Below are 17,858 nucleotides of genomic sequence, written 5' to 3'. Positions count from 1 at the left end.
CATGGCGACGGGCGAGGAAAGCCGGGGGGAGCCGTTTCTCAGGCAAAGGTGAGATGCTGGCGGACGCCGACGTCAGGCGTCTTGTCATCCGACATGTTCGCCTTGGCGATTTCCCAGCCGAATTTCAGCGTGCTGTCCGTCGAAGCCCAGATATCGGCATCGTCGACATGCAACGCCAGCATTGTCAGTTGCGGGTCGCTTTTGCCGTGCTCATACCAGGCCGCCGTGACGGAGTTCCAATATTCGTCGATCTTGGTTTTGTCGTCGCGCGCTTCGAGGATGCCTGAAAGGCAGGCGTGGTAGTCATGGTCCTTGCCCACCACGCAGAAATGCGCCCGGGAGCCGGATTTCAGCGATTTCACCAGATCGGTGTCTTTTTTGGAGAAAAACCAGATGGTGTTGGTCTTGGGGTCAGCATGAGGCGCCATGGGCTGCATGTGGTTGTGCAGTCCCTCCAGCCCGAGCATGCCGGCATGGACGGAATTGATCTCGTCCCAGAGCTGGCGGGCCGGTGCTTCTCGTGCTTCAGTCAGGCTGACCATATGTTTTCTCCTTCGGGTGTCATGCTGCGACGGAGGAAAAAAGCCCTGTTCCGCCGCGTTCATGATCAGAACGAAGAGCGGATAAATCAGTTCCTTCCGTTGTTGCGGCAAGAGAAAGCGCTTGCGGGGTTGAATGGCGCGCCTATCGCACTTATAAGGCCCGCAATCTCCAAATTACGACAATCAGGTTTTCCATGGCTGGTCATTCACAGTTCAAGAACATCATGCACCGCAAGGGCAAGCAGGACTCCGTGCGGTCCAAAATGTTTTCCAAGCTTGCGCGCGAAATCACCGTTGCGGCAAAGACGGGCATGCCCGACCCGAACATGAACCCGCGCCTGCGTCTGGCAATCCAGAACGCCAAGGCCCAGTCCATGCCGAAGGACAATATCGAGCGTGCGATCAAGAAGGCCTCCGGCGCCGATGGCGAAAACTATGATGAAGTCCGCTACGAGGGTTACGGCCCGGGCGGCGTTGCCGTTATCGTCGAGGCCCTGACGGACAACCGCAACCGCACCGCCTCCAACGTTCGCTCCATCTTCACCAAGGCCGGTGGTGCGCTTGGCGAAACCGGTTCGGTCTCCTTCTCCTTCGACCGCGTCGGCGAAATCTCCTACAAGGCTGAAGTCGGCGATGCCGACAAGGTCATGGAAGCCGCCATCGAGGCCGGTGCCGACGACGTCGAATCTTCCGAAGACGGCCACACCATCATCTGCGGTTTCGAAGCGATGAACGAGGTTTCCAAGGCGCTGGAAGGCGTGCTGGGCGAAGCCGAAAGCGTCAAGGCCATCTGGAAGCCGCAGAACACGGTGCCGGTGGATGAAGAAAAGGCGCAGTCGCTGATGAAGCTCATCGACAATCTCGAAGACGATGACGACGTGCAGAACGTCTATTCCAACTTCGAAGTGTCCGAAGAAATTCTCGCCAAGCTTTCCGCCTGACGTCTCATATTTCAAAAAAAGCCCCGGTAGCGTCCGCTCCGGGGCTTTTTGTTTAGGCGGCCTTCTTTATGGAGGTCCGCACGTCGGCAAAAATCTCCACGGATCGCAGCCGCTTTTCGATGTCATGGATCGGCATGGAAACGATCAGCTCATCCGCCTGCGTTTCCGCCAGGAAACCGTCGAGATGGCGCTGGATCGTCTCAGGCGAGCCCACGGCTGCGAAACGCAGCGTGTGTTCGACAGAGAAACGTTCCATCTCGTTCCAGTAATCGTCCATGCTATGCACCGGCTTCGGAAACTGCGTGCGCACGTTGCGGCGCAGGTTGACGAATTGCTGCTGCGACGAGGTGAAGAGATGTTGCGCCTCCTCGTCCGTATCGGCGCCGACACCCATCACACCCACCATCACATAGGGCTTGTCCAGTACTTCGGAGGGCTGGAAGCGTTCGCGATAGATATGGATCGCTCCCATCAGCATATCGGGCGCGAAATGCGAGGCGAAGGAATAGGGCAGGCCGAGGGCTGCGGCGAGATGTGCGCTATAGGTGCTGGAGCCGAGCAGCCAGATCGGCACGTTGGAATTCATGCCCGGCACGGCGAGAATGGCCTGATCCTGCTGCGGCGGGCCGAGGTAACGCTGGAGTTCGACAATATCGTGCGGGAAATTTTCCGCGCCGGCATCGAGATTGCGGCGCAGCGCCCGTGCCGTGCGCATGTCGGTTCCGGGCGCACGGCCGAGACCGAGATCGACACGGCCGGGAAGCAGCGCCGCAAGCGTGCCGAACTGCTCGGCGATGACGAGCGGGGAGTGGTTGGGCAACATGATGCCGCCGGAACCGACGCGGATATGTTTCGTGGCCGCGCCCACATGGGCGATGACCAGCGACGTTGCCGCACTGGCAATGCCCGGCATGCCGTGGTGCTCCGCCAGCCAGATGCGGTTATAGCCGTGTTCTTCGGCCTTGATCGCCATTCGGCGGGAATTTTCAAGCGCCTCGCTGACGCTCTCGCCTTCGCCGATGGGCGAAAGGTCGAGAATGGAAAAGGGGATCATCCGACGCTCCTGCGAAATTGAAATCTTTGCTGCGGATGTAAGGCGCGTGTCCCGATTTACCAGTGAAGTCGCGCAGAATTGAAGGATGGTTCAAAAAAATTGGGCCTCCGAAGAGGCCCATTTCTTTCTCAGCCTGCCCGCCGAATTTGTCGGGCGTCGCGATGACCAGCCGCATCCCGGTCGGAAGCCAGCGTGAATTGTCCAAGCCTGCCATCCATTTCACCCGCTTCGGAGGCGAGATTGTGAATGGCGGCCGTCGTTTCTTCCACCATGGCGGCATTCTGCTGGGTCATGGTGTCGAGGCTGGCGACGGTGCTGTTGATTTCCGAGAGCGTGTGCGCTTCCTCGCGGGTGGAGTCCATGATCTCCTCGATGCGCGCGCTGATGGTCTGCACATGCTTGCCGATGCCGGAAAGCGACGTGCCTGCTTTTTCCACCAGCCCCACGCCAGCGGAAACCTCGTCGGTGGAGCGTTTCAGCAGACTGGTAATCTCCTTTGCGGCCGCCGCCGAACGCTGCGCCAGTTCGCGCACCTCCTGCGCCACGACCGCAAAGCCTTTGCCGGCTTCGCCCGCACGGGCTGCCTCCACGCCGGCATTGAGGGCGAGAAGATTGGTCTGGAAGGCGATTTCATCGATGACGCCGATGATCTGGTTGATCTGGCGTGATGAGGTCTGGATCGCCTCCATGGCGGCGATGGTCTGCTCCATCACGCGGCTGGATGCCGTGGCCTCCGTGCTGGCATCGCGGGCGATCCGCGTTGCCTGTTCGGCGCGTTCGATCTGGTCGCGGACGGCTTCGGTGATCGCCTTGATGGCGCTTGCCGTTTCGGTGATGGAGGCTGCCTGCCGCTCGGTGCGTTCGGCGAGTTGGTCGGCCCCCACCCGCATCTCCTCGGAACCGCCACGAACCGCGGCGGAATTGCCGCCGATGGCCTGCATGGTTTCGCTGAGCCGGGAAAGCGCCGTGTTGAAGTTATGGCGCAGGCTTTCGAGATCGTCGGGGAAGACGGTTTCGATACGATAGGCGAGATTGCCGTTCGCCAGCCGGTCGAGACCTTCATCCAGAGACCGCACGACCATCTGCAGAGTGCCGGCCTCGGCCTCCCGTTCCGCAAGATGCGCGCGGCGGGCCGTTTCGGCTTCCTCCCGCGTGCGCGATGCGGTTTCTTCCATCTCCCGCTGCAGGATGAGCTTTTCGCGGAAACTGCCGAGCGCCCGTGCCATGCGGCCGATCTCGTCCTTTCGGTCCCGATTGCCGATCTCCGCATCGAGACGGCCTGCGGCCACTTCACCGGTCAGTCCCGCAAGCTTTTCCAGCGCTGCGAACAGGCGCCGCGCGAAGAAGGCCGTCGCCGCGCACATGGCCGCCAGAACGCAAAGGCCGATTACGGCAAGCGTGCCGGCAATCGAAACCGAGCCTGCATTCAATTCGCTGCGCAGCATGCTTTCCACCGCGAGATATTTTTCCCCGGCAAAGGAGAAGGGGCGGGCATAGGCATTGGCCTCGCCATCGGCACGGTCGATCTTGGCAATCGTCATGCCCGTCGTATTCAGCGCCTGCCCATGGAAACCATAGATTGCCGGATCGAGGCCAACCAGCCTGTTACCCTCCACGCCGATAACCTTGCCATCGGCGGAAACGATTGCGGATTGTTCGGAACTGCCGGCCGTCACACCCTTTGTGAGGATCTGGCTGAAGACCTCTTCCTTGACCCGGAAGAGGACGATGCCCTTGAAAGCGCCGAATTTGACGACCGGAACGCCGAAATAAATGCCGGCCTCTTTCGTGGCTGCATCGATGCGCAGGCCGGAGAAGCTGGTCTGCGCCACGTCGTTCACGGCCTTTTCGGCATTCGCGGCGCCGCGTGCGAAGGCCGCGCCGAGGCCGCTTTCCGCCCAGGCGCCGCCTGCGACGGTTTCCCCGAAAGCCGATCCTTTCAGGTAAGAGTAATAGACCGTGCCTGCGGGATCGATGAAGAGAACGTCGCTGAACGGCGTTCCCTGCAGATAACCGCCAATATCCGTCTGGGTCTTCTCATGGGTCGAATAATAAAAGCCGCTGGGGCTTTCCGGCTTGATCAGCTTTTCTTTTTCGCCGAAGGGGTTTTCCTTGACGAAGACGCGCTGCAGTTCCGCCTTCGCGTCGCCGGAGTTCTTCTGCACGGTCGCCCAGCCGCTGCGCATGGAGACGACGGCCATCTGCAGGGATTCGATCTTGGCGATGGAATCCGCCTGCGTTTTCAGCTGCTCAAGACGCTCCTGAAGCATGTCGCCGCGAAAGACGAGAATGCTCTCCATGGATTTCGATGCCTGTTCTTCGAGAACGCCGCTGCTGCTTTGATAGCCGAGAAGTGTCAGAGCCCCGGTCGAGATCGCCATAAGCGCCAGGAAAATCGCCAGCACTTTGGTAGATATGGAATGAAAACGGTTCAGCATGGCCGATACAGCCCCCAATGCCGGATCAGTTCCCGCGCCAAGCATGTGGCGCCACCGGATGGCTGATATGGCTCAAATATTATGCTGCGGATCATCATGTCCGCAGCTCCCCTTTTTTGATTTTGTGGGGGAACAATGCGGTACGCGGTTTAAGCAGAGGTAAATGCTGCACTGCAAATTTGATGAATGTTGTCGTTTTGTTCACTTATCGCTGGCAGGGTCGCAGCCGGAAAGATAAGGTGCCTCATGCAAAAGACGATTCGAATCATCGGCATTGACCCCGGATTAAGGCGCACCGGCTGGGGGGTGATCGACACCCTCGGCAACAGCCTGCGGTTTGTCGCCTCCGGCACGGTGACGTCGGACGGTGATATGGATCTGGCCTCGCGGCTCTGCCAGCTGCATGACGGGCTGGCGGATATTGTGCACAGCCACCAGCCTGATGAAGCGGCGGTGGAACAGACTTTCGTGAACAAGGATGCGGTTGCGACCCTGAAACTCGGCCAGGCGCGCGGCATCGCCATGCTGGTTCCGGCGCGCGCAGGGTTGCCGGTCTTCGAATATGCGCCGAACGCGGTGAAGAAGGCCGTCATCGGTGTCGGGCACGGCGAAAAGCAGCAAATTCACATGATGCTGAAAATCCTGATGCCGAAGGCCGAATTCAAGGGTAACGATGCGGCGGACGCGCTCGCCATCGCAATCTGCCACGCCCATAATCGCGGCGGTGACAGGATGCGGCGACTGCTGGCGGCCGGTTGAATATTTAAAGTCTCATTGCAACGGGCGGCATCATGATCGGAAAACTGAAAGGCAGCATCGAGGAAATCGGCGCGGACTATGTGCTGGTGGATGTGCACGGCGTCTGTTACGTCGCCTATTGTTCGGCGCGCACGCTGTCGAAAATCGGCTCCGTCGGGGAAGCGGTGGTGCTGTTCATCGAAACCTATGTGCGTGAGGATCAGCTGAAGCTCTTCGGGTTCCTCTCGGCGCTGGAGCGAGAATGGTTCAACCTGCTGCAGAGCGTGCAGGGCGTGGGCTCGAAAGTGGCCTTGGCCGTTCTTTCCACGCTGTCACCCTCCGAACTGGCCAATGCCATTGCGCTACAGGACAAAACGATGATCTCCCGCGCGCCGGGCGTCGGGCCGAAGGTGGCGGTGCGCCTTGTGACCGAGCTTCGCAACAAGGCGCCGGCCTTCGCAGGAGAGGCTTCCGCCTCGATCGGCCTCAAGCAGGAGCTTGGCGAAGGCGTCACATCCGCACCGGTGGCGGATGCCGTTTCCGCGCTCACCAATCTCGGCTATTCGCGCGACCAGGCCGCCAATGCGGTTGCCGCCGCGCTGAAAAACGGGGGGGAGGGCGGCGACAGCGCCAAGCTGATCCGGCTCGGGCTGAAAGAGCTTTCGCGTTGATGCGCTTAATGCTAAATTCCTTACAATGGGTAAAAAGTAAGAAAAGGGTAGCGGCATGGGCTTTCAGGTGACAATCACCTCCAAAGGGCAGATGACAGTTCCCAAGAACGTGCGCGAACAATTGAAAATCAAGCCTGGCGACAAATGTTACGCCTGGGTTCGTAACGGGGAGATGATCGTTGTCCCTCGCAATAAATCTCTTGCCGATCTGGCCGGAATTCTCGGTAAACCTCCGAATGGCAAAAAGCTTACCGTCGAGCAGATGAATGACGCGATTGGTGAGGGAGCCGTTGCGCGGTACAAGCGTTCTACGGGTAAGACGGAAGACGAATGACCAGCCGTTTCGGAATAGACACGAATATTCTGCTCCGTATCGTGGTAGATGACGATGTCGAACAAAAAGAAACGGTGAAGCGTCTTCTTACACGGCTTGAGGACGGAGAAACCCTGCTTGTAAGTCTTGCTGTGATTTTGGAGACGGCGTGGGTACTAGGCCAGTTCTACGGTTATCCTAAAAGCGCCGTTCTGGAGTTTTTCCAGCTTATGCTTGAGCGGCGGGAACTGGAAATTCCGGATTATGAGGCGATTGGCAATGCCATCGACATATGCCGGAATACAAATGCGGATTTTTCCGACGCGATTGTATCGGAAAGCAACAGGGTCAATGGCTGCGTGGCGACATATACGTTTGACAAAAAGGCTGCTCGCAAGCTGCCCGGAATGGAACTTCTGACATGAGTGATGCGGCAAGGCTGATCACCCCCGAAAAGCGCGGTGAGGATATCGACACTACCCTGCGCCCGCAGTCGCTGGACGATTTTACTGGCCAGGCGGAGGCCCGCGCCAATCTCAAGGTATTTATCGAGGCGGCCAAGAACCGCGGCGAAGCGCTGGATCACGTGTTGTTCGTCGGCCCGCCCGGTCTCGGCAAGACCACGCTGGCGCAGATCATGGCCAAGGAACTTGGCGTCAACTTCAAATCCACCTCCGGCCCCGTCATCGCCAAGGCGGGCGATCTCGCCGCGCTTCTGACCAATCTCGAGGAGCGCGACGTACTCTTCATCGACGAAATCCACCGTCTCAACCCGGCGGTGGAAGAAATCCTCTATCCGGCAATGGAGGATTTCCAGCTCGACCTCATCATCGGCGAAGGACCGGCGGCGCGGTCGGTGAAGATCGATCTTTCCAAATTCACCCTTGTCGCCGCGACGACCCGTCTTGGGCTTTTGACGACGCCGCTGCGCGACCGTTTCGGCATTCCCGTCCGGTTGGCTTTCTATACCGTCGACGAGCTGGAACTGATCGTCCGGCGCGGAGCGCGGCTGATGGGGTTGAACATGACCGACGAGGGCGCGCGCGAGGTGGCAAGGCGTGCCCGTGGCACGCCGCGTATCGCCGGACGGCTATTGCGCCGCGTGCGCGATTTCGCCGAGGTGGCGCGGGCGGAAGCCGTTACCCGCGAGATTGCCGATGAGGCTTTGACCCGGCTTCTGGTCGACAAAATGGGTCTCGACCAGCTCGACATGCGGTATCTGACCATGATCGCGGTCAATTTCGGCGGCGGCCCGGTTGGCATCGAAACCATCGCCGCCGGCCTTTCGGAGCCGCGCGACGCCATCGAGGACATCATCGAGCCCTATATGATCCAGCAGGGCTTCATCCAGCGCACGCCGCGCGGCCGCATTCTGACCGGCACGGCCTGGAAACATCTGGGCATGCAACCGCCAAAGGATATCGAGGCGGCGCAGTTCCGGCTGACGCTGGAGGAGGATTGAGGGAACAAGCCCGGTGTGCCGGCATTTGATCGTCTTTGGCACGGAGATGATCATGTCGGTGTATCGCAAGGGCACGAAGGTCCGGTGGAGCTGGGGCAGTGGTACCGGTGAAGGTAAAATCGTCGAGACTTTCACTGACGATGTCGAACGCACCATCGCCGGTTCCAGAATAAAGCGGAAAGCAAGCAGGCAGGAGTCTGCCTATCTGATCGAGCAGGACGACGGCGCCAGGGTTCTGAAAAGCAGATCGGAGCTTGAACGACGCCGTCCTTCGGCGGCAATGGAGGAGCCTTCATGTCTTACGATCCGCTGCGGGTCTTCCGCAAACTCGCGCGCAACAATCGGCTGGCCAATTTTCGGCTGCATCGGGCCTGTCATCAGCTTTCGCAGGAAGCGTTTGTGGCTTCCCGTGTGAGTTTTTTTCCGACGCTGCGCGCGACGCTGAACCACATCTACACCGTCGACCTTTTTTATATCGATGCCCTGCAGGGTGGCACACTCGGCCTTGCGGCCTTTGCCGAAGAAGAGCCTTTCGCCACCATGGCGGATCTGCGTGTCGCCCAGACGGAGTTGGACGAGGCGCTGATCGCATTTGTCGACAGTCTCGATGAAGACGGCCTTGCGGCTAACGTCAATATCCATCGCGGCGCGCGTATCCAGCAGGATCGCTGCGACGATATCCTGTCGCATCTCTTCCAGCACCAGACGCATCATCGCGGGCAGGCGCATGCGATGTTGTCCGGCACAGCGATCAAGCCGCCGCAACTGGATGAATTCATTGTGGGAGATGACGCAAAGGCGAGAAAAGATGAGATGGATGCGCTAGGGTGGACGGAAACCGATTTGATGTTTCCAGCCCGCAGGTCAGCGCCATGACACACGATACCAAGCAGGACACCCGCATCCGCATGAAGTTCAAGCCGAAGCGCATTTTCCAGATGCGGGTCGCGGGACTGGCGTTTCGCGATGGCCACGTGCTGGTGCACCGGGCGTCGCATGAAAAATTCTGGACCTTTCCGGGCGGCCGCGCCGAAATGGGCGAACGCTCTGAAGAAACGCTGGCACGCGAAATGGTGGAAGAGCTTGGCGTCGAGGCCAAGATCGGGCGGCTTCTCTGGGCGGTCGAAAATTTCTTCCACTACGAAGGCAAGGACTGGCACGAACTCGGATTCTATTACCTGATGGACCTGCCGGAGACGCTGGCCTTTCATCCGACCGATATCATTCACCGCGTTCAGGACGGCGATAACGAACTGGAGTTCCGCTGGATCGCCGCAACCCGGCAGGCATTGACGGAGCTTGATATTCCGCCCTATTTCATCGCCGACGAAATAGAGCACCTGCCGAAGGCCACGAGACACCTCGTCTGGCATGACGGCGATCTGGACGATAAATGACCTCTGCCCCCGAACGCCACATGATCCGGCTGGACCGGAAACCGCAGCTTTTCAGCATGCGCGTGGCGGCGCTGATCTTTCAGAACGGTCATGTTCTCGTCCAGCGCGGTGCGAAGGACAGTTATTGGGCCTTGCCCGGCGGGCGGGCCGAAATCGGCGAAAGTTCGCAGGAAACCATCATCCGCGAGATCGGCGAGGAGCTTGACCGGGATTGCTCGGTCGAGCGTCTTCTCTGGTCGGCCGAAAATTTTTTCGCCTATGATGATTTTGCGGCGCATGAACTCGGATTTTATTATCTCGTTTCGCTTCGACAGCCCCTGCCGTTCCATGAAAGCGATATCGTGCATCGGGTGCTGGATGGCGTCGAGGTGGAGTTCCGCTGGCTGCCCGCGCAGCCTTCCGCGCTTCTGAAGAGCGATCTGAGGCCCCGTTTCATCGCGGAGCGTATCGAGGCGCTGCCGCAACGGCATGAGCATCTTATCGTCCGAGAAGGACGTCCCGATGCAGTTGAAATTCCCAAGGAGATAGTATGAGCGAGCTTGTGGTTTCGCTTTCGGGTGAGCTTATCGAACATGGCCACCGCCTGACGCAGCGTGTCTATTACGAGGATACGGATTTCTCCGGCCTCGTTTATCACGCGCGTTACCTGCATTTTCTCGAGCGCGGCCGCACGGACTACCTGCGTTGCCTCGGCTGCGAACAAAGCGCGCTTCTGACCGCTGACGAGGAAGGGCTGGTCTTCGTCGTTCATCGCATGGAGATCGATTTCAAAAGCCCGGCGCGGATGGATGACGTCCTGACGATCACTACCGTTACCGAGAAGGCAGGCGGCGCGAAAATGGTGCTCAATCAGGAAATCAGGCGCGGCGAAACGCTGCTGGTCGCCGCCAAGGTCATCATCGCCGTCATCAACGCCAATGGTCGCCCAAGGCGTCTTCCAGAGACAGTCGCGGAAAAATTCCTGAAGTAATTGGCGGCCCGGTCCAGTAAATCCATCCGGCGTGGCCCTGCTGTAACACTCCTTTAACCATAATGGTGTCTTACTTTAGCAACTGGCATTTGTGCGGCGCACGCCTTCCTTTCACCAAATTTATTGGCAAGTAAGGCTTACTGGCAAGTATCGGGGTATGGCTAAGGGGTTGGCGGCCGTTGCCGCAGGACTTCGAGCGTTAACACGCGTTTGAATCGCCCGGTCCCGTACCGGGCGTTTGGATTCGGGGATTGGATATTTATGGAACAGGCAGGTTTGGCAGCGGCGACGCACGATGTAAGTCTCTGGGCACTGTTTATGCAGGCGGGCCTCATCGTGAAGCTCGTGATGATCGGACTTATCGCCGCCTCGGTCTGGACGTGGGCGATCGTCTTCGACAAATATGTGAGCTTCGGCAAGGCAAGACGCCAGTTCGACCAGTTCGAACAGGTCTTCTGGTCGGGCCAGTCGCTCGAAGAGCTTTATCGCACGCTGGCGGAACGCCAGAATGGCGGTCTTGCGGCGATTTTCGTTTCCGCCATGCGCGAATGGAAGAAATCCTTCGAGCGCGGCGCACGTTCGCCCATCGGTCTGCAGATGCGCATCGACCGGGCGATGGACGTGACCATGGCGCGTGAAAGCGAACAATACGAGGCGCGCCTCGGTTCGCTCGCCACCATCGGTTCGGCCGGTCCCTTCATCGGTCTTTTCGGTACGGTTGTGGGTATCATGACCTCGTTCCAGGCAATTGCCGGTTCGAAGTCCACCAACCTTGCGGTCGTTGCGCCGGGTATCGCCGAAGCGCTTCTGGCGACGGCCATCGGCCTTGTCGCGGCTATTCCCGCGGTTATCGCCTACAACAAGTTCACGGCCGACGCGCACAAGCTTTCCGCCCGCATGGAAGGTTTCGCCGACGAGTTCTCCGCGATCCTGTCGCGCCAGATCGATGAAAAACTTCAGACGCGGCAGGCCGCCCAGTAAGCGGCCGCATGCTGTGCAGTAATTTGCCGCAAGGCAAAATGGAGTAAATGATATGGGTATGTCAGCAGGTGGCAGCGGCGGCGGTTCCGGTGGACGCCGGGGGCGCGGCGGACGACGCAGGGGCGGCGCGATCAGCGAGATCAACGTGACGCCGCTGGTCGACGTCATGCTCGTGCTGCTCATCATCTTCATGGTGGCGGCGCCGATGATGACGGTCGGCGTGCCGATCGATCTGCCGCAGACATCCGCCAATGCGCTGAACTCGGACACGCAGCCGATCACCATTTCCGTCAACGCCAATGGCCAGATCCATTTGCAGGAAACGGAAATCCAGGCGGCCGAAGTGGCCGACAAGCTGCAGGCAATCGCCACGACAGGTTATAACGAACGCATCTTCGTGCGCGCGGATTCCGTTGCCGCTTACGGCGTTGTCGCCGATGTGATGGCGCGTATCCAGGCGGCGGGCTTCAAGAATATCGGCCTTGTGACCCAGCAGAAACAGGACAATTGACGTAAAACGATGAAGGGCAGCCTTACCACATCCGCGATCGTGCATGCGTCGCTTCTGGCTTTCGCCCTCGTTTCCCTGGGCTCGCCGGAGCCGCTTGACGTGTCGCAGGCCGAGGCCCTGCCGGTGGAACTGGTGCCCATCGAGGAGCTGAGCCAGATCCAGCAGGGCGACAAGAACGCGCCGAAAGCGGAAAAGTCGGCCCCGGTTCCGACCACGCGTCCGGATATTGTCGAGAACGCCCAGAATGTCGGCAACAACACGGTCGATCTTGACGCGCCGCCGACGCCGACCACCAAGCCTAACGACAATATCAGCGCCGCCGCTCCGCCAAAGCAGGAAAAGCCGCAACCCGTCGTCGACACCAAGGCGAACGAGGTGAAGGAAATCGTCAAGGAAGAAACCTCGGCTCCGAAGCCGCAGGAAATGGCCGCCTTGCCGCAGACCAAGCCCGAGATCGCGCCGCAGCCGAAGACGGAGCCGCCGCCGCAGGAAACCAAGGCGGAAGAGCCGCCGCCCGCGCAGCAGGAACCGGCCGAAATCCCCGTGCCGCAGAACGTGCCGCGTCCGAATTCCCGTCCCGAGCCGCCGAAGCCGGAAGAGCCGAAGCAGGCCGAGACCAAGCCTGCCGAGCAGAAGCCCGCGGAAAAACCGGCCGAGACCAAGCCCGATCAGGCGAAGTCCACCGACAAGCCTTCCGACAAGAAGCCCGGCGAGAAGAAGCAGGAGACTGCGAAATCGGCTTCCTCGAAGGAAAGCGATTTTAACGCTGACGATATCGCCGCGCTTTTGAACAAGCAGGCCCCCTCGGGCGGCGGCGCCAAGCGCTCCACCCAGCAGGCCTCGCTTGGCGGCAAGAAGACGACGGGCGGTTCGACGCTCAGCCAGACGGAAATGGATGCGCTGCGCGGCGCGATCCAGAAGAACTGGCAGATTATTCCCGGCATGGCGGATGCCTCGGACGTTCGCGTCCGGGTCACCATGAAGCTCGACCGTGATGGAACCATCATCGGTCGGCCCGAGATCGAGGCGACCGGCGGTTCCGAAGGAACGCGCCGTGCTCTTTCCGGCGGAGCCTATCGCGCCATCATGCGTTCTGCTCCGTTCACCAACCTTCCTGCCGACAAATACGACGCATGGAACGAAGTTGTCGTGAACTTCGATCCCAGTGAATTGCTATGAATGCTGAAAGGCCTGGCAACATGAAGATATTTTCGCCGATCCGGCTGGTGCTCGCTGTCGCGGCCCTCATGTCGGTTTTCTCCGCACCGGCTTTTGCGCGGGTGGAAATCAACATCAACAAGGGCAATGTCGAGCCGCTGCCCATCGCCATCACCGACTTCATGTCGAGCGACGGCATCGGCGCGCAGGTTTCCGCGGTCATTGCCGCCGACCTGCAGCGTTCCGGCCTTTTTGCGCCGGTCAACAAGAACGCCTTCATCGAAAAGATCAGCAATCCGGATCAGCAGCCGCGTTTCGAGGACTGGAAGGTCATCAACGCACAGGCGCTCGTGACCGGCCGTGTCACGCGTGAAAGCGATGGCCGCCTGCGCGCCGAATTCCGCCTGTGGGATACATTCGCCAACCAGCAGATGACTGGCCAGCAGTTCTTTACCCAGCCGGAAAACTGGCGTCGCGTCGCCCACATCATCGCCGACGCCATCTATGAGCGCATCACCGGTGAAAAGGGCTACTTCGACACCCGCGTCGTTTTCGTCTCTGAAAGCGGCCCGAAGACGGCCCGCAAGCGCCAGCTGTCGATCATGGACCAGGATGGCTTCAATGTCCGTAACCTCACCAACTCGAACGACATCGTCCTGACGCCGCGTTTCTCGCCGAACCGTCAGGAAGTGACCTACATGTCCTTCGAAGGCCAGCAGCCGCGCGTTTATCTGTTGCAGCTGGAAACCGGACAGCGCGAAGTCGTCGGCAATTTCCCCGGCATGACCTTCTCGCCGCGCTTCTCTCCGGATGGCCAGAAGGTCATCATGAGTCTGCAGCAGGATGGCAATGCCAATATCTACACGATGGACCTGCGCTCTCGCACCACGACGCGGCTGACGAACACGTCGGCGATCGATACGGCGCCGTCCTATTCGCCCGACGGTCAGCGCGTCGCCTTCGAAAGCGACCGCGGCGGCCGCCAGCAGATTTACGTCATGAATGCCGACGGTTCCGGCCAGCAGCGCGTTTCCTTCGGCGATGGTTCCTATTCCACGCCGGTCTGGTCGCCGCGCGGCGATCTGATCGCCTTCACCAAGCAGTCGGGCGGCAAGTTCTCGATCGGCGTGATGAAGACCGACGGTTCGGGCGAGCGCATCCTGACCAGCGGTTTCCACAATGAAGGCCCGACCTGGGCGCCGAACGGCCGCGTGCTGATGTTCTTCCGTCAGAACGCCGGTGCGGGCGGTCCGCAGCTCTATTCGATCGACCTGACGGGCTACAACGAGCAGCTCATCAAGACGCCGACTTTCGCTTCGGATCCGGCATGGTCGCCGCTTCTGGACTGATATGACTGCCATGACGGCGCCGGCATGAACCGGCGCCGTCATGTTTTACTTGATACCATGGGGAAGTGCGCCTCTTTCTTGCCGCAAAGTGTTGTGAGGGAGCAAAAAAATGGGACATTTCCTTTCTGTTAACCATAAGCGTTTGCCGGCTATTAACCGCGATCAGTTAGTGTCCGGCAACGTTATTGAAATCCTAAGGAGAGACCGGCGATGAGCCGTACACACATTTCGGCACTCAGCCCCATGCAGAAACTGGCCCGTAACCCGGCTGTCATCGCCATGACGCTCGCGCTCGCTCTCGCAGGCTGCGCGAACAAGAAGAACATGCCGAACAGCGCCGGTGAACTTGGCCTTGGTGGCGCGGGCTCCGCAACGCCGGGCTCCCAGCAGGACTTCACGGTCAATGTCGGCGACCGCATCTTCTTCGACACCGACTCGACCTCTATCCGCGCTGACGCCCAGCAGACCCTGCAGCGCCAGGCTCAGTGGCTCGCCCGTTATCCGAACTACGCCATCACCGTTGAAGGCCATGCCGACGAACGCGGCACGCGCGAATACAACCTGGCGCTCGGCGCCCGTCGTGCGGCTGCAACCCGCGACTTCCTGGCTTCCCAGGGTGTTCCGGCAAACCGCATGAAGACGATCTCCTACGGCAAGGAAAAGCCGGTCGCCGTTTGCGACGACATCTCCTGCTGGTCGCAGAACCGGCGCGCCGTGACGGTTCTCGGTGGCGCGGGCATGTGATTGCCTGACGTTATTGTGATCTTGAATGAAAGGCGGTCTTTGGGCCGCCTTTTGTTTTTTTCATAGTTTGGCCGAAGTTAAGTTGCTTTTTCGGTTGATATGGAAAAAATCCGGCTTGCGCCATTCCGGTGCAAATCAGTTAAGGCAGGACGAATGAGATGAAGAAACTTGTCGTGGCGGGAATGCTGGGGCTTGCAGCCTGCACCGGCTTGAGCGGCATCGCCGTTTCGGGTCCGCTGTTCGGTGCGGGGGGTAGCTTCGGCACGATCAACTCTCAGCAGCCCCCGGTCGTCCGGGTTCAGGCCAATGAAGCCTATCGGGTTCAGCAGCTTGAAGAACAGATCCGGCAGCTCAACGGCCGTATCGAGGAAATGAGCTTCCAGCTTCTGCAGATGCAGGAAACGATCCGCAAGGCGCAGGAAGACAATGAGTTCCGCTTCCAGGAACTGGAGAGCGGCAATGCCGGCGGCAAGGGTGCAAGCCCGACCGCTGCGCCGAAAAAGAAGGCGGAAGCCAGTCCGGTCAATCCGGCCTCACCGCCGACCGACGACGTTGCAACGATCATCGAAACGCCACCCGAGGGTGGCGCTTCCGTTTCTCCGTCTGCTCCCTCCACCGCCCCGACAGCCGCACCGGGAGAGACGACGCTCGGCTCCATCGAACTCGATTCCAAGGGAATGCCGGTTGGCGGCACGTTGAATCAGGGCGCGAATAATTCCTCCGCCAGCCTTCCGGGCGTCAGCACGGGCAATAGCCAGCGCAAGACGGATCCGGTGAATACGGCGGCGCTTACCAGCGAAGGCGATATTTATCAGGCCGCTTACGGCCATGTTCTTTCCGGTGACTACAAGCTGGCGGAACAGGGGTTCCAGCAATATCTGCAGGGTTATCCCAAGGGCACGAAGGCCGCGGATGCGAGCTTCTGGCTGGGCGAGGCGCAATATTCCCAGGGCAAGTTCAATGAGGCCGCAAAGACCTTCCTGAACGGCCATCAGGCCTATGGCAAATCTCCGAAGGCGCCGGAAATGCTGATGAAGCTCGGCATGTCGCTTGCCGCTCTCGACAATACCGAAACCGCCTGCGCCACGCTGCGCGAGGTGCCGAAGCGTTATCCCAATGCTTCCAAGACCGTGCTGAGCAAGGTTGCCAGCGAACAGAAACGGCTGAGCTGCTGATTTTTCCCTGCGATCGCGGGTATTTCCATGCCGGTTGATGCCCGCATTCTGAACGAAAAGACTGTTGCGCCGCTCGCGGCGGCAAGGTCTTTTGTCGAAAATCTCCACACACCCGCCCATATCCTCGTCGCAATCTCCGGAGGCAGTGATTCCACCGGTCTGTTGCTGGCCTTGCATGAGGCAATGGCGGAGATGGATCGGGATGGCTTGCGCCTTTCCGCCGTCACCGTAGATCATGCGCTGAGAGCGGAATCCGCCGATGAGGCGGGCAAGGTGGCGATGCTCTGCGCCGAACTCGGCATCCCCCACGTTACCCGCCGATGGGACGGTGCCAAACCGGCCTCCGGCCTCTCCGAAGCCTCCCGGCTTGCCCGCTACCGCCTGATTGCCGAGGTCGCCCGCGAGACCCGCGCTGATCTTGTCGTGACGGGACATACAATCGGCGACCAGCGCGAAACCGTGGCGATGCGCGCCGCCCGTAGCGGCGGCTCTGACAATCTCGGTCTCTCCGGCATGGCGGATGCGGTCTTATACGATGGCCGCCACTGGATCCTGCGGCCGTTCCTGATGTGTGAGAGGCAGGCGATCCGTGACTATGTGTCCTCCCGCTCACGCGGCTGGTTTGACGATCCGAGCAATGAAAATACCCGATATGAGAGGGTGCGTGTACGGCAGGCGCTTCCCGTCTCTCCTGTCCGGATCGATGCGGAAACCTCTCTCAAAAGGCAGGCGCTTTCCGAAACAACGGCTGCTTTCCTGCGCGGTCACACACAGGTTTTAAACGCTGCGCTCGCCAGATTGGCCAGCGATGGTGTCAATCCCGATCTTCCCGAGTTCCGGCATGGGCTGGCGGCGCTGATTGCCACCCTTGGCGGAAGGGCATATTTTCCGGCTGCAAGCAGCATGGAACGTGTTCTGCGGTTTCTCAAGACGGCTGAACGCGGGCGACTGACGGTCGGTCGCGTCCTGCTCGATCGCCGGCGGGACGGGCTTTATATGTTCCGCGAGCAGCGAAACCTGCCGGAGCTTGATATTGGCGCACATGAACAGAGGCTGTGGGACGATCGTTTCCTCGTAAAGAACGGATCGGCTTTTCCAGTGCACGTCAAAGCGCGCAGGGCGAGCGATGGTGCGGAAGCGGCCGCGCTTTTTCCGTCCGTACCGGCCGGGGTGGCGAAACAGGCGATGGCGGGGCTGCCGCAAATTGCCGCAGCGGCCGATGAGCCGGGTTCGCGGACGGCGGCCGTCATCGTCACGCCGAGGCTCGCACCTTTCGATCTTTTCCTGTCGCGTTTCGACCTGGAGTTGGCGAATGCAATCGCCAATTTATTCGGGCGGACGGCATATCCACAGCCCCCGGTTTAAATCCGGCCTCTTTTTCGTGAATTGCCTTGGAATAGTTTTTATACCAAAA

At 59.9% G+C, this 17,858-nt stretch carries 21 protein-coding genes; 18 read left to right on the top strand and 3 right to left on the bottom strand.

Annotation, left to right across the window (positions count from 1 at the left end; all coding sequences use genetic code 11):
• Positions 1-38: 38 nt before the first annotated feature.
• Positions 39-542: a pyridoxamine 5'-phosphate oxidase family protein gene (locus tag CFBP4996_RS18485; protein WP_031234299.1), complete on the bottom strand. Its 504-nt coding sequence runs from the start codon at positions 540-542 to the stop codon at positions 39-41.
• Between the two features lie 194 nt (positions 543-736).
• Between CFBP4996_RS18485 and CFBP4996_RS18480 the strand changes: the two genes are divergently transcribed.
• Positions 737-1,483: a YebC/PmpR family DNA-binding transcriptional regulator gene (locus tag CFBP4996_RS18480; protein WP_003523214.1), complete on the top strand. Its 747-nt coding sequence runs from the start codon at positions 737-739 to the stop codon at positions 1,481-1,483.
• Between the two features lie 52 nt (positions 1,484-1,535).
• Here the strand turns inward: CFBP4996_RS18480 and CFBP4996_RS18475 are convergent, their stop codons facing one another.
• Complete coding sequence (locus tag CFBP4996_RS18475; protein ID WP_080854259.1) at positions 1,536-2,537, bottom strand: LLM class flavin-dependent oxidoreductase; 1,002 nt, start codon at positions 2,535-2,537, stop codon at positions 1,536-1,538.
• Positions 2,538-2,665: 128 nt separating this feature from the next.
• Entirely contained in the window at positions 2,666-4,975 is a 2,310-nt protein-coding gene (locus tag CFBP4996_RS18470) for a methyl-accepting chemotaxis protein (protein WP_080854260.1), read from the bottom strand.
• A 246-nt stretch (positions 4,976-5,221) separates the two neighbouring features.
• Here CFBP4996_RS18470 and ruvC point away from each other — a divergent pair, with 246 nt between their 5' ends.
• The 17 genes from ruvC (at position 5,222) to tilS (ending at position 17,809) form a co-directional block, all read left to right on the top strand.
• The gene (ruvC, locus tag CFBP4996_RS18465; RefSeq protein WP_003523217.1) at positions 5,222-5,734 is read left to right on the top strand and encodes a crossover junction endodeoxyribonuclease RuvC; all 513 of its coding nucleotides are present in this window, start codon (positions 5,222-5,224) and stop codon (positions 5,732-5,734) included.
• 32 nt (positions 5,735-5,766) lie between these two features.
• Positions 5,767-6,384 carry a Holliday junction branch migration protein RuvA gene (gene ruvA, locus CFBP4996_RS18460; RefSeq protein ID WP_080854261.1) on the top strand — a complete coding sequence of 206 codons (618 nt, stop codon included), beginning with the start codon at positions 5,767-5,769 and terminating at the stop codon, positions 6,382-6,384.
• A gap of 55 nt (positions 6,385-6,439) precedes the next feature.
• Positions 6,440-6,718: an AbrB/MazE/SpoVT family DNA-binding domain-containing protein gene (locus tag CFBP4996_RS18455; RefSeq protein WP_003523219.1), complete on the top strand. Its 279-nt coding sequence runs from the start codon at positions 6,440-6,442 to the stop codon at positions 6,716-6,718.
• The gene (locus tag CFBP4996_RS18450) at positions 6,715-7,122 is read left to right on the top strand and encodes a type II toxin-antitoxin system VapC family toxin (protein WP_065656484.1); all 408 of its coding nucleotides are present in this window, start codon (positions 6,715-6,717) and stop codon (positions 7,120-7,122) included. The genes CFBP4996_RS18455 and CFBP4996_RS18450 overlap by 4 nt, the downstream gene beginning before the upstream one ends.
• A complete protein-coding gene (gene ruvB / locus CFBP4996_RS18445; protein WP_003523226.1) occupies positions 7,119-8,159 on the top strand; it encodes a Holliday junction branch migration DNA helicase RuvB in 1,041 nt (346 codons plus the stop codon). Before CFBP4996_RS18450 ends, ruvB begins: the two co-directional genes overlap by 4 nt.
• Before the next feature lie 46 nt (positions 8,160-8,205).
• Entirely contained in the window at positions 8,206-8,574 is a 369-nt protein-coding gene (locus CFBP4996_RS29485; RefSeq protein WP_341715519.1) for a hypervirulence associated TUDOR domain-containing protein, read from the top strand.
• Positions 8,469-9,035, top strand: a complete 567-nt coding sequence (locus CFBP4996_RS18435) for a DinB family protein (RefSeq protein ID WP_341715518.1) — start codon at positions 8,469-8,471, stop codon at positions 9,033-9,035. Before CFBP4996_RS29485 ends, CFBP4996_RS18435 begins: the two co-directional genes overlap by 106 nt.
• Complete coding sequence (locus CFBP4996_RS18430; RefSeq protein ID WP_080854263.1) at positions 9,032-9,556, top strand: NUDIX hydrolase; 525 nt, start codon at positions 9,032-9,034, stop codon at positions 9,554-9,556. The genes CFBP4996_RS18435 and CFBP4996_RS18430 overlap by 4 nt, the downstream gene beginning before the upstream one ends.
• Positions 9,553-10,089: an NUDIX hydrolase gene (locus tag CFBP4996_RS18425; protein ID WP_080854264.1), complete on the top strand. Its 537-nt coding sequence runs from the start codon at positions 9,553-9,555 to the stop codon at positions 10,087-10,089. The genes CFBP4996_RS18430 and CFBP4996_RS18425 overlap by 4 nt, the downstream gene beginning before the upstream one ends.
• Positions 10,086-10,526 carry a tol-pal system-associated acyl-CoA thioesterase gene (gene ybgC, locus CFBP4996_RS18420; protein ID WP_020812213.1) on the top strand — a complete coding sequence of 147 codons (441 nt, stop codon included), beginning with the start codon at positions 10,086-10,088 and terminating at the stop codon, positions 10,524-10,526. The genes CFBP4996_RS18425 and ybgC overlap by 4 nt, the downstream gene beginning before the upstream one ends.
• A 261-nt stretch (positions 10,527-10,787) precedes the next feature.
• Positions 10,788-11,507: a protein TolQ gene (gene tolQ / locus CFBP4996_RS18415; RefSeq protein ID WP_003523238.1), complete on the top strand. Its 720-nt coding sequence runs from the start codon at positions 10,788-10,790 to the stop codon at positions 11,505-11,507.
• A gap of 52 nt (positions 11,508-11,559) precedes the next feature.
• Positions 11,560-12,018 (top strand): protein TolR, encoded by a 459-nt coding sequence (gene tolR, locus CFBP4996_RS18410; RefSeq protein WP_003523240.1) that lies wholly within the window; start codon positions 11,560-11,562, stop codon positions 12,016-12,018.
• Between the two features lie 9 nt (positions 12,019-12,027).
• Positions 12,028-13,197, top strand: coding sequence for a cell envelope integrity protein TolA (locus CFBP4996_RS18405; protein ID WP_003523241.1), 1,170 nt, complete (start codon positions 12,028-12,030; stop codon positions 13,195-13,197).
• 20 nt (positions 13,198-13,217) lie between these two features.
• The gene (gene tolB, locus CFBP4996_RS18400) at positions 13,218-14,525 is read left to right on the top strand and encodes a Tol-Pal system beta propeller repeat protein TolB (protein WP_003523242.1); all 1,308 of its coding nucleotides are present in this window, start codon (positions 13,218-13,220) and stop codon (positions 14,523-14,525) included.
• Positions 14,526-14,735: 210 nt separating this feature from the next.
• Positions 14,736-15,269 carry a peptidoglycan-associated lipoprotein Pal gene (gene pal, locus CFBP4996_RS18395; protein ID WP_003506243.1) on the top strand — a complete coding sequence of 178 codons (534 nt, stop codon included), beginning with the start codon at positions 14,736-14,738 and terminating at the stop codon, positions 15,267-15,269.
• A 158-nt stretch (positions 15,270-15,427) separates the two neighbouring features.
• Positions 15,428-16,444, top strand: coding sequence for a tol-pal system protein YbgF (ybgF, locus tag CFBP4996_RS18390; protein WP_162936069.1), 1,017 nt, complete (start codon positions 15,428-15,430; stop codon positions 16,442-16,444).
• Positions 16,445-16,471: 27 nt separating this feature from the next.
• A complete protein-coding gene (gene tilS / locus CFBP4996_RS18385) occupies positions 16,472-17,809 on the top strand; it encodes a tRNA lysidine(34) synthetase TilS (protein WP_080854265.1) in 1,338 nt (445 codons plus the stop codon).
• The last annotated feature ends 49 nt before the right edge of the window (positions 17,810-17,858 follow it).

The organism is Agrobacterium leguminum (assembly GCF_005144435.2).
GTDB lineage: Bacteria > Pseudomonadota > Alphaproteobacteria > Rhizobiales > Rhizobiaceae > Agrobacterium > Agrobacterium leguminum.
This window is presented reverse-complemented; position numbering and strand designations above follow the sequence as displayed.

Bases quoted from the DNA above. Each gene is read 5' to 3' on its own strand.
- CFBP4996_RS18475 (WP_080854259.1), bottom strand. From the start codon at position 2,537: ATGATCCCCTTTTCCATTCTCGACCTTTCGCCCATCGGCGAAGGCGAG.
- CFBP4996_RS18480 (WP_003523214.1), top strand. From the start codon at position 737: ATGGCTGGTCATTCACAGTTCAAGAACATCATGCACCGCAAGGGCAAG.
- ruvC (WP_003523217.1), top strand. From the start codon at position 5,222: ATGCAAAAGACGATTCGAATCATCGGCATTGACCCCGGATTAAGGCGC.
- tolB (WP_003523242.1), top strand. From the start codon at position 13,218: ATGAAGATATTTTCGCCGATCCGGCTGGTGCTCGCTGTCGCGGCCCTC.
- ybgC (WP_020812213.1), top strand. From the start codon at position 10,086: ATGAGCGAGCTTGTGGTTTCGCTTTCGGGTGAGCTTATCGAACATGGC.
- tolQ (WP_003523238.1), top strand. From the start codon at position 10,788: ATGGAACAGGCAGGTTTGGCAGCGGCGACGCACGATGTAAGTCTCTGG.
- CFBP4996_RS18455 (WP_003523219.1), top strand. From the start codon at position 6,440: ATGGGCTTTCAGGTGACAATCACCTCCAAAGGGCAGATGACAGTTCCC.
- ruvB (WP_003523226.1), top strand. From the start codon at position 7,119: ATGAGTGATGCGGCAAGGCTGATCACCCCCGAAAAGCGCGGTGAGGAT.
- CFBP4996_RS18485 (WP_031234299.1), bottom strand. From the start codon at position 542: ATGGTCAGCCTGACTGAAGCACGAGAAGCACCGGCCCGCCAGCTCTGG.
- CFBP4996_RS18430 (WP_080854263.1), top strand. From the start codon at position 9,032: ATGACACACGATACCAAGCAGGACACCCGCATCCGCATGAAGTTCAAG.
- ybgF (WP_162936069.1), top strand. From the start codon at position 15,428: ATGAAGAAACTTGTCGTGGCGGGAATGCTGGGGCTTGCAGCCTGCACC.
- CFBP4996_RS18470 (WP_080854260.1), bottom strand. From the start codon at position 4,975: ATGCTGAACCGTTTTCATTCCATATCTACCAAAGTGCTGGCGATTTTC.
- ruvA (WP_080854261.1), top strand. From the start codon at position 5,767: ATGATCGGAAAACTGAAAGGCAGCATCGAGGAAATCGGCGCGGACTAT.
- pal (WP_003506243.1), top strand. From the start codon at position 14,736: ATGAGCCGTACACACATTTCGGCACTCAGCCCCATGCAGAAACTGGCC.
- CFBP4996_RS18405 (WP_003523241.1), top strand. From the start codon at position 12,028: ATGAAGGGCAGCCTTACCACATCCGCGATCGTGCATGCGTCGCTTCTG.
- CFBP4996_RS29485 (WP_341715519.1), top strand. From the start codon at position 8,206: ATGATCATGTCGGTGTATCGCAAGGGCACGAAGGTCCGGTGGAGCTGG.
- CFBP4996_RS18425 (WP_080854264.1), top strand. From the start codon at position 9,553: ATGACCTCTGCCCCCGAACGCCACATGATCCGGCTGGACCGGAAACCG.
- tilS (WP_080854265.1), top strand. From the start codon at position 16,472: ATGCCGGTTGATGCCCGCATTCTGAACGAAAAGACTGTTGCGCCGCTC.
- CFBP4996_RS18450 (WP_065656484.1), top strand. From the start codon at position 6,715: ATGACCAGCCGTTTCGGAATAGACACGAATATTCTGCTCCGTATCGTG.
- tolR (WP_003523240.1), top strand. From the start codon at position 11,560: ATGGGTATGTCAGCAGGTGGCAGCGGCGGCGGTTCCGGTGGACGCCGG.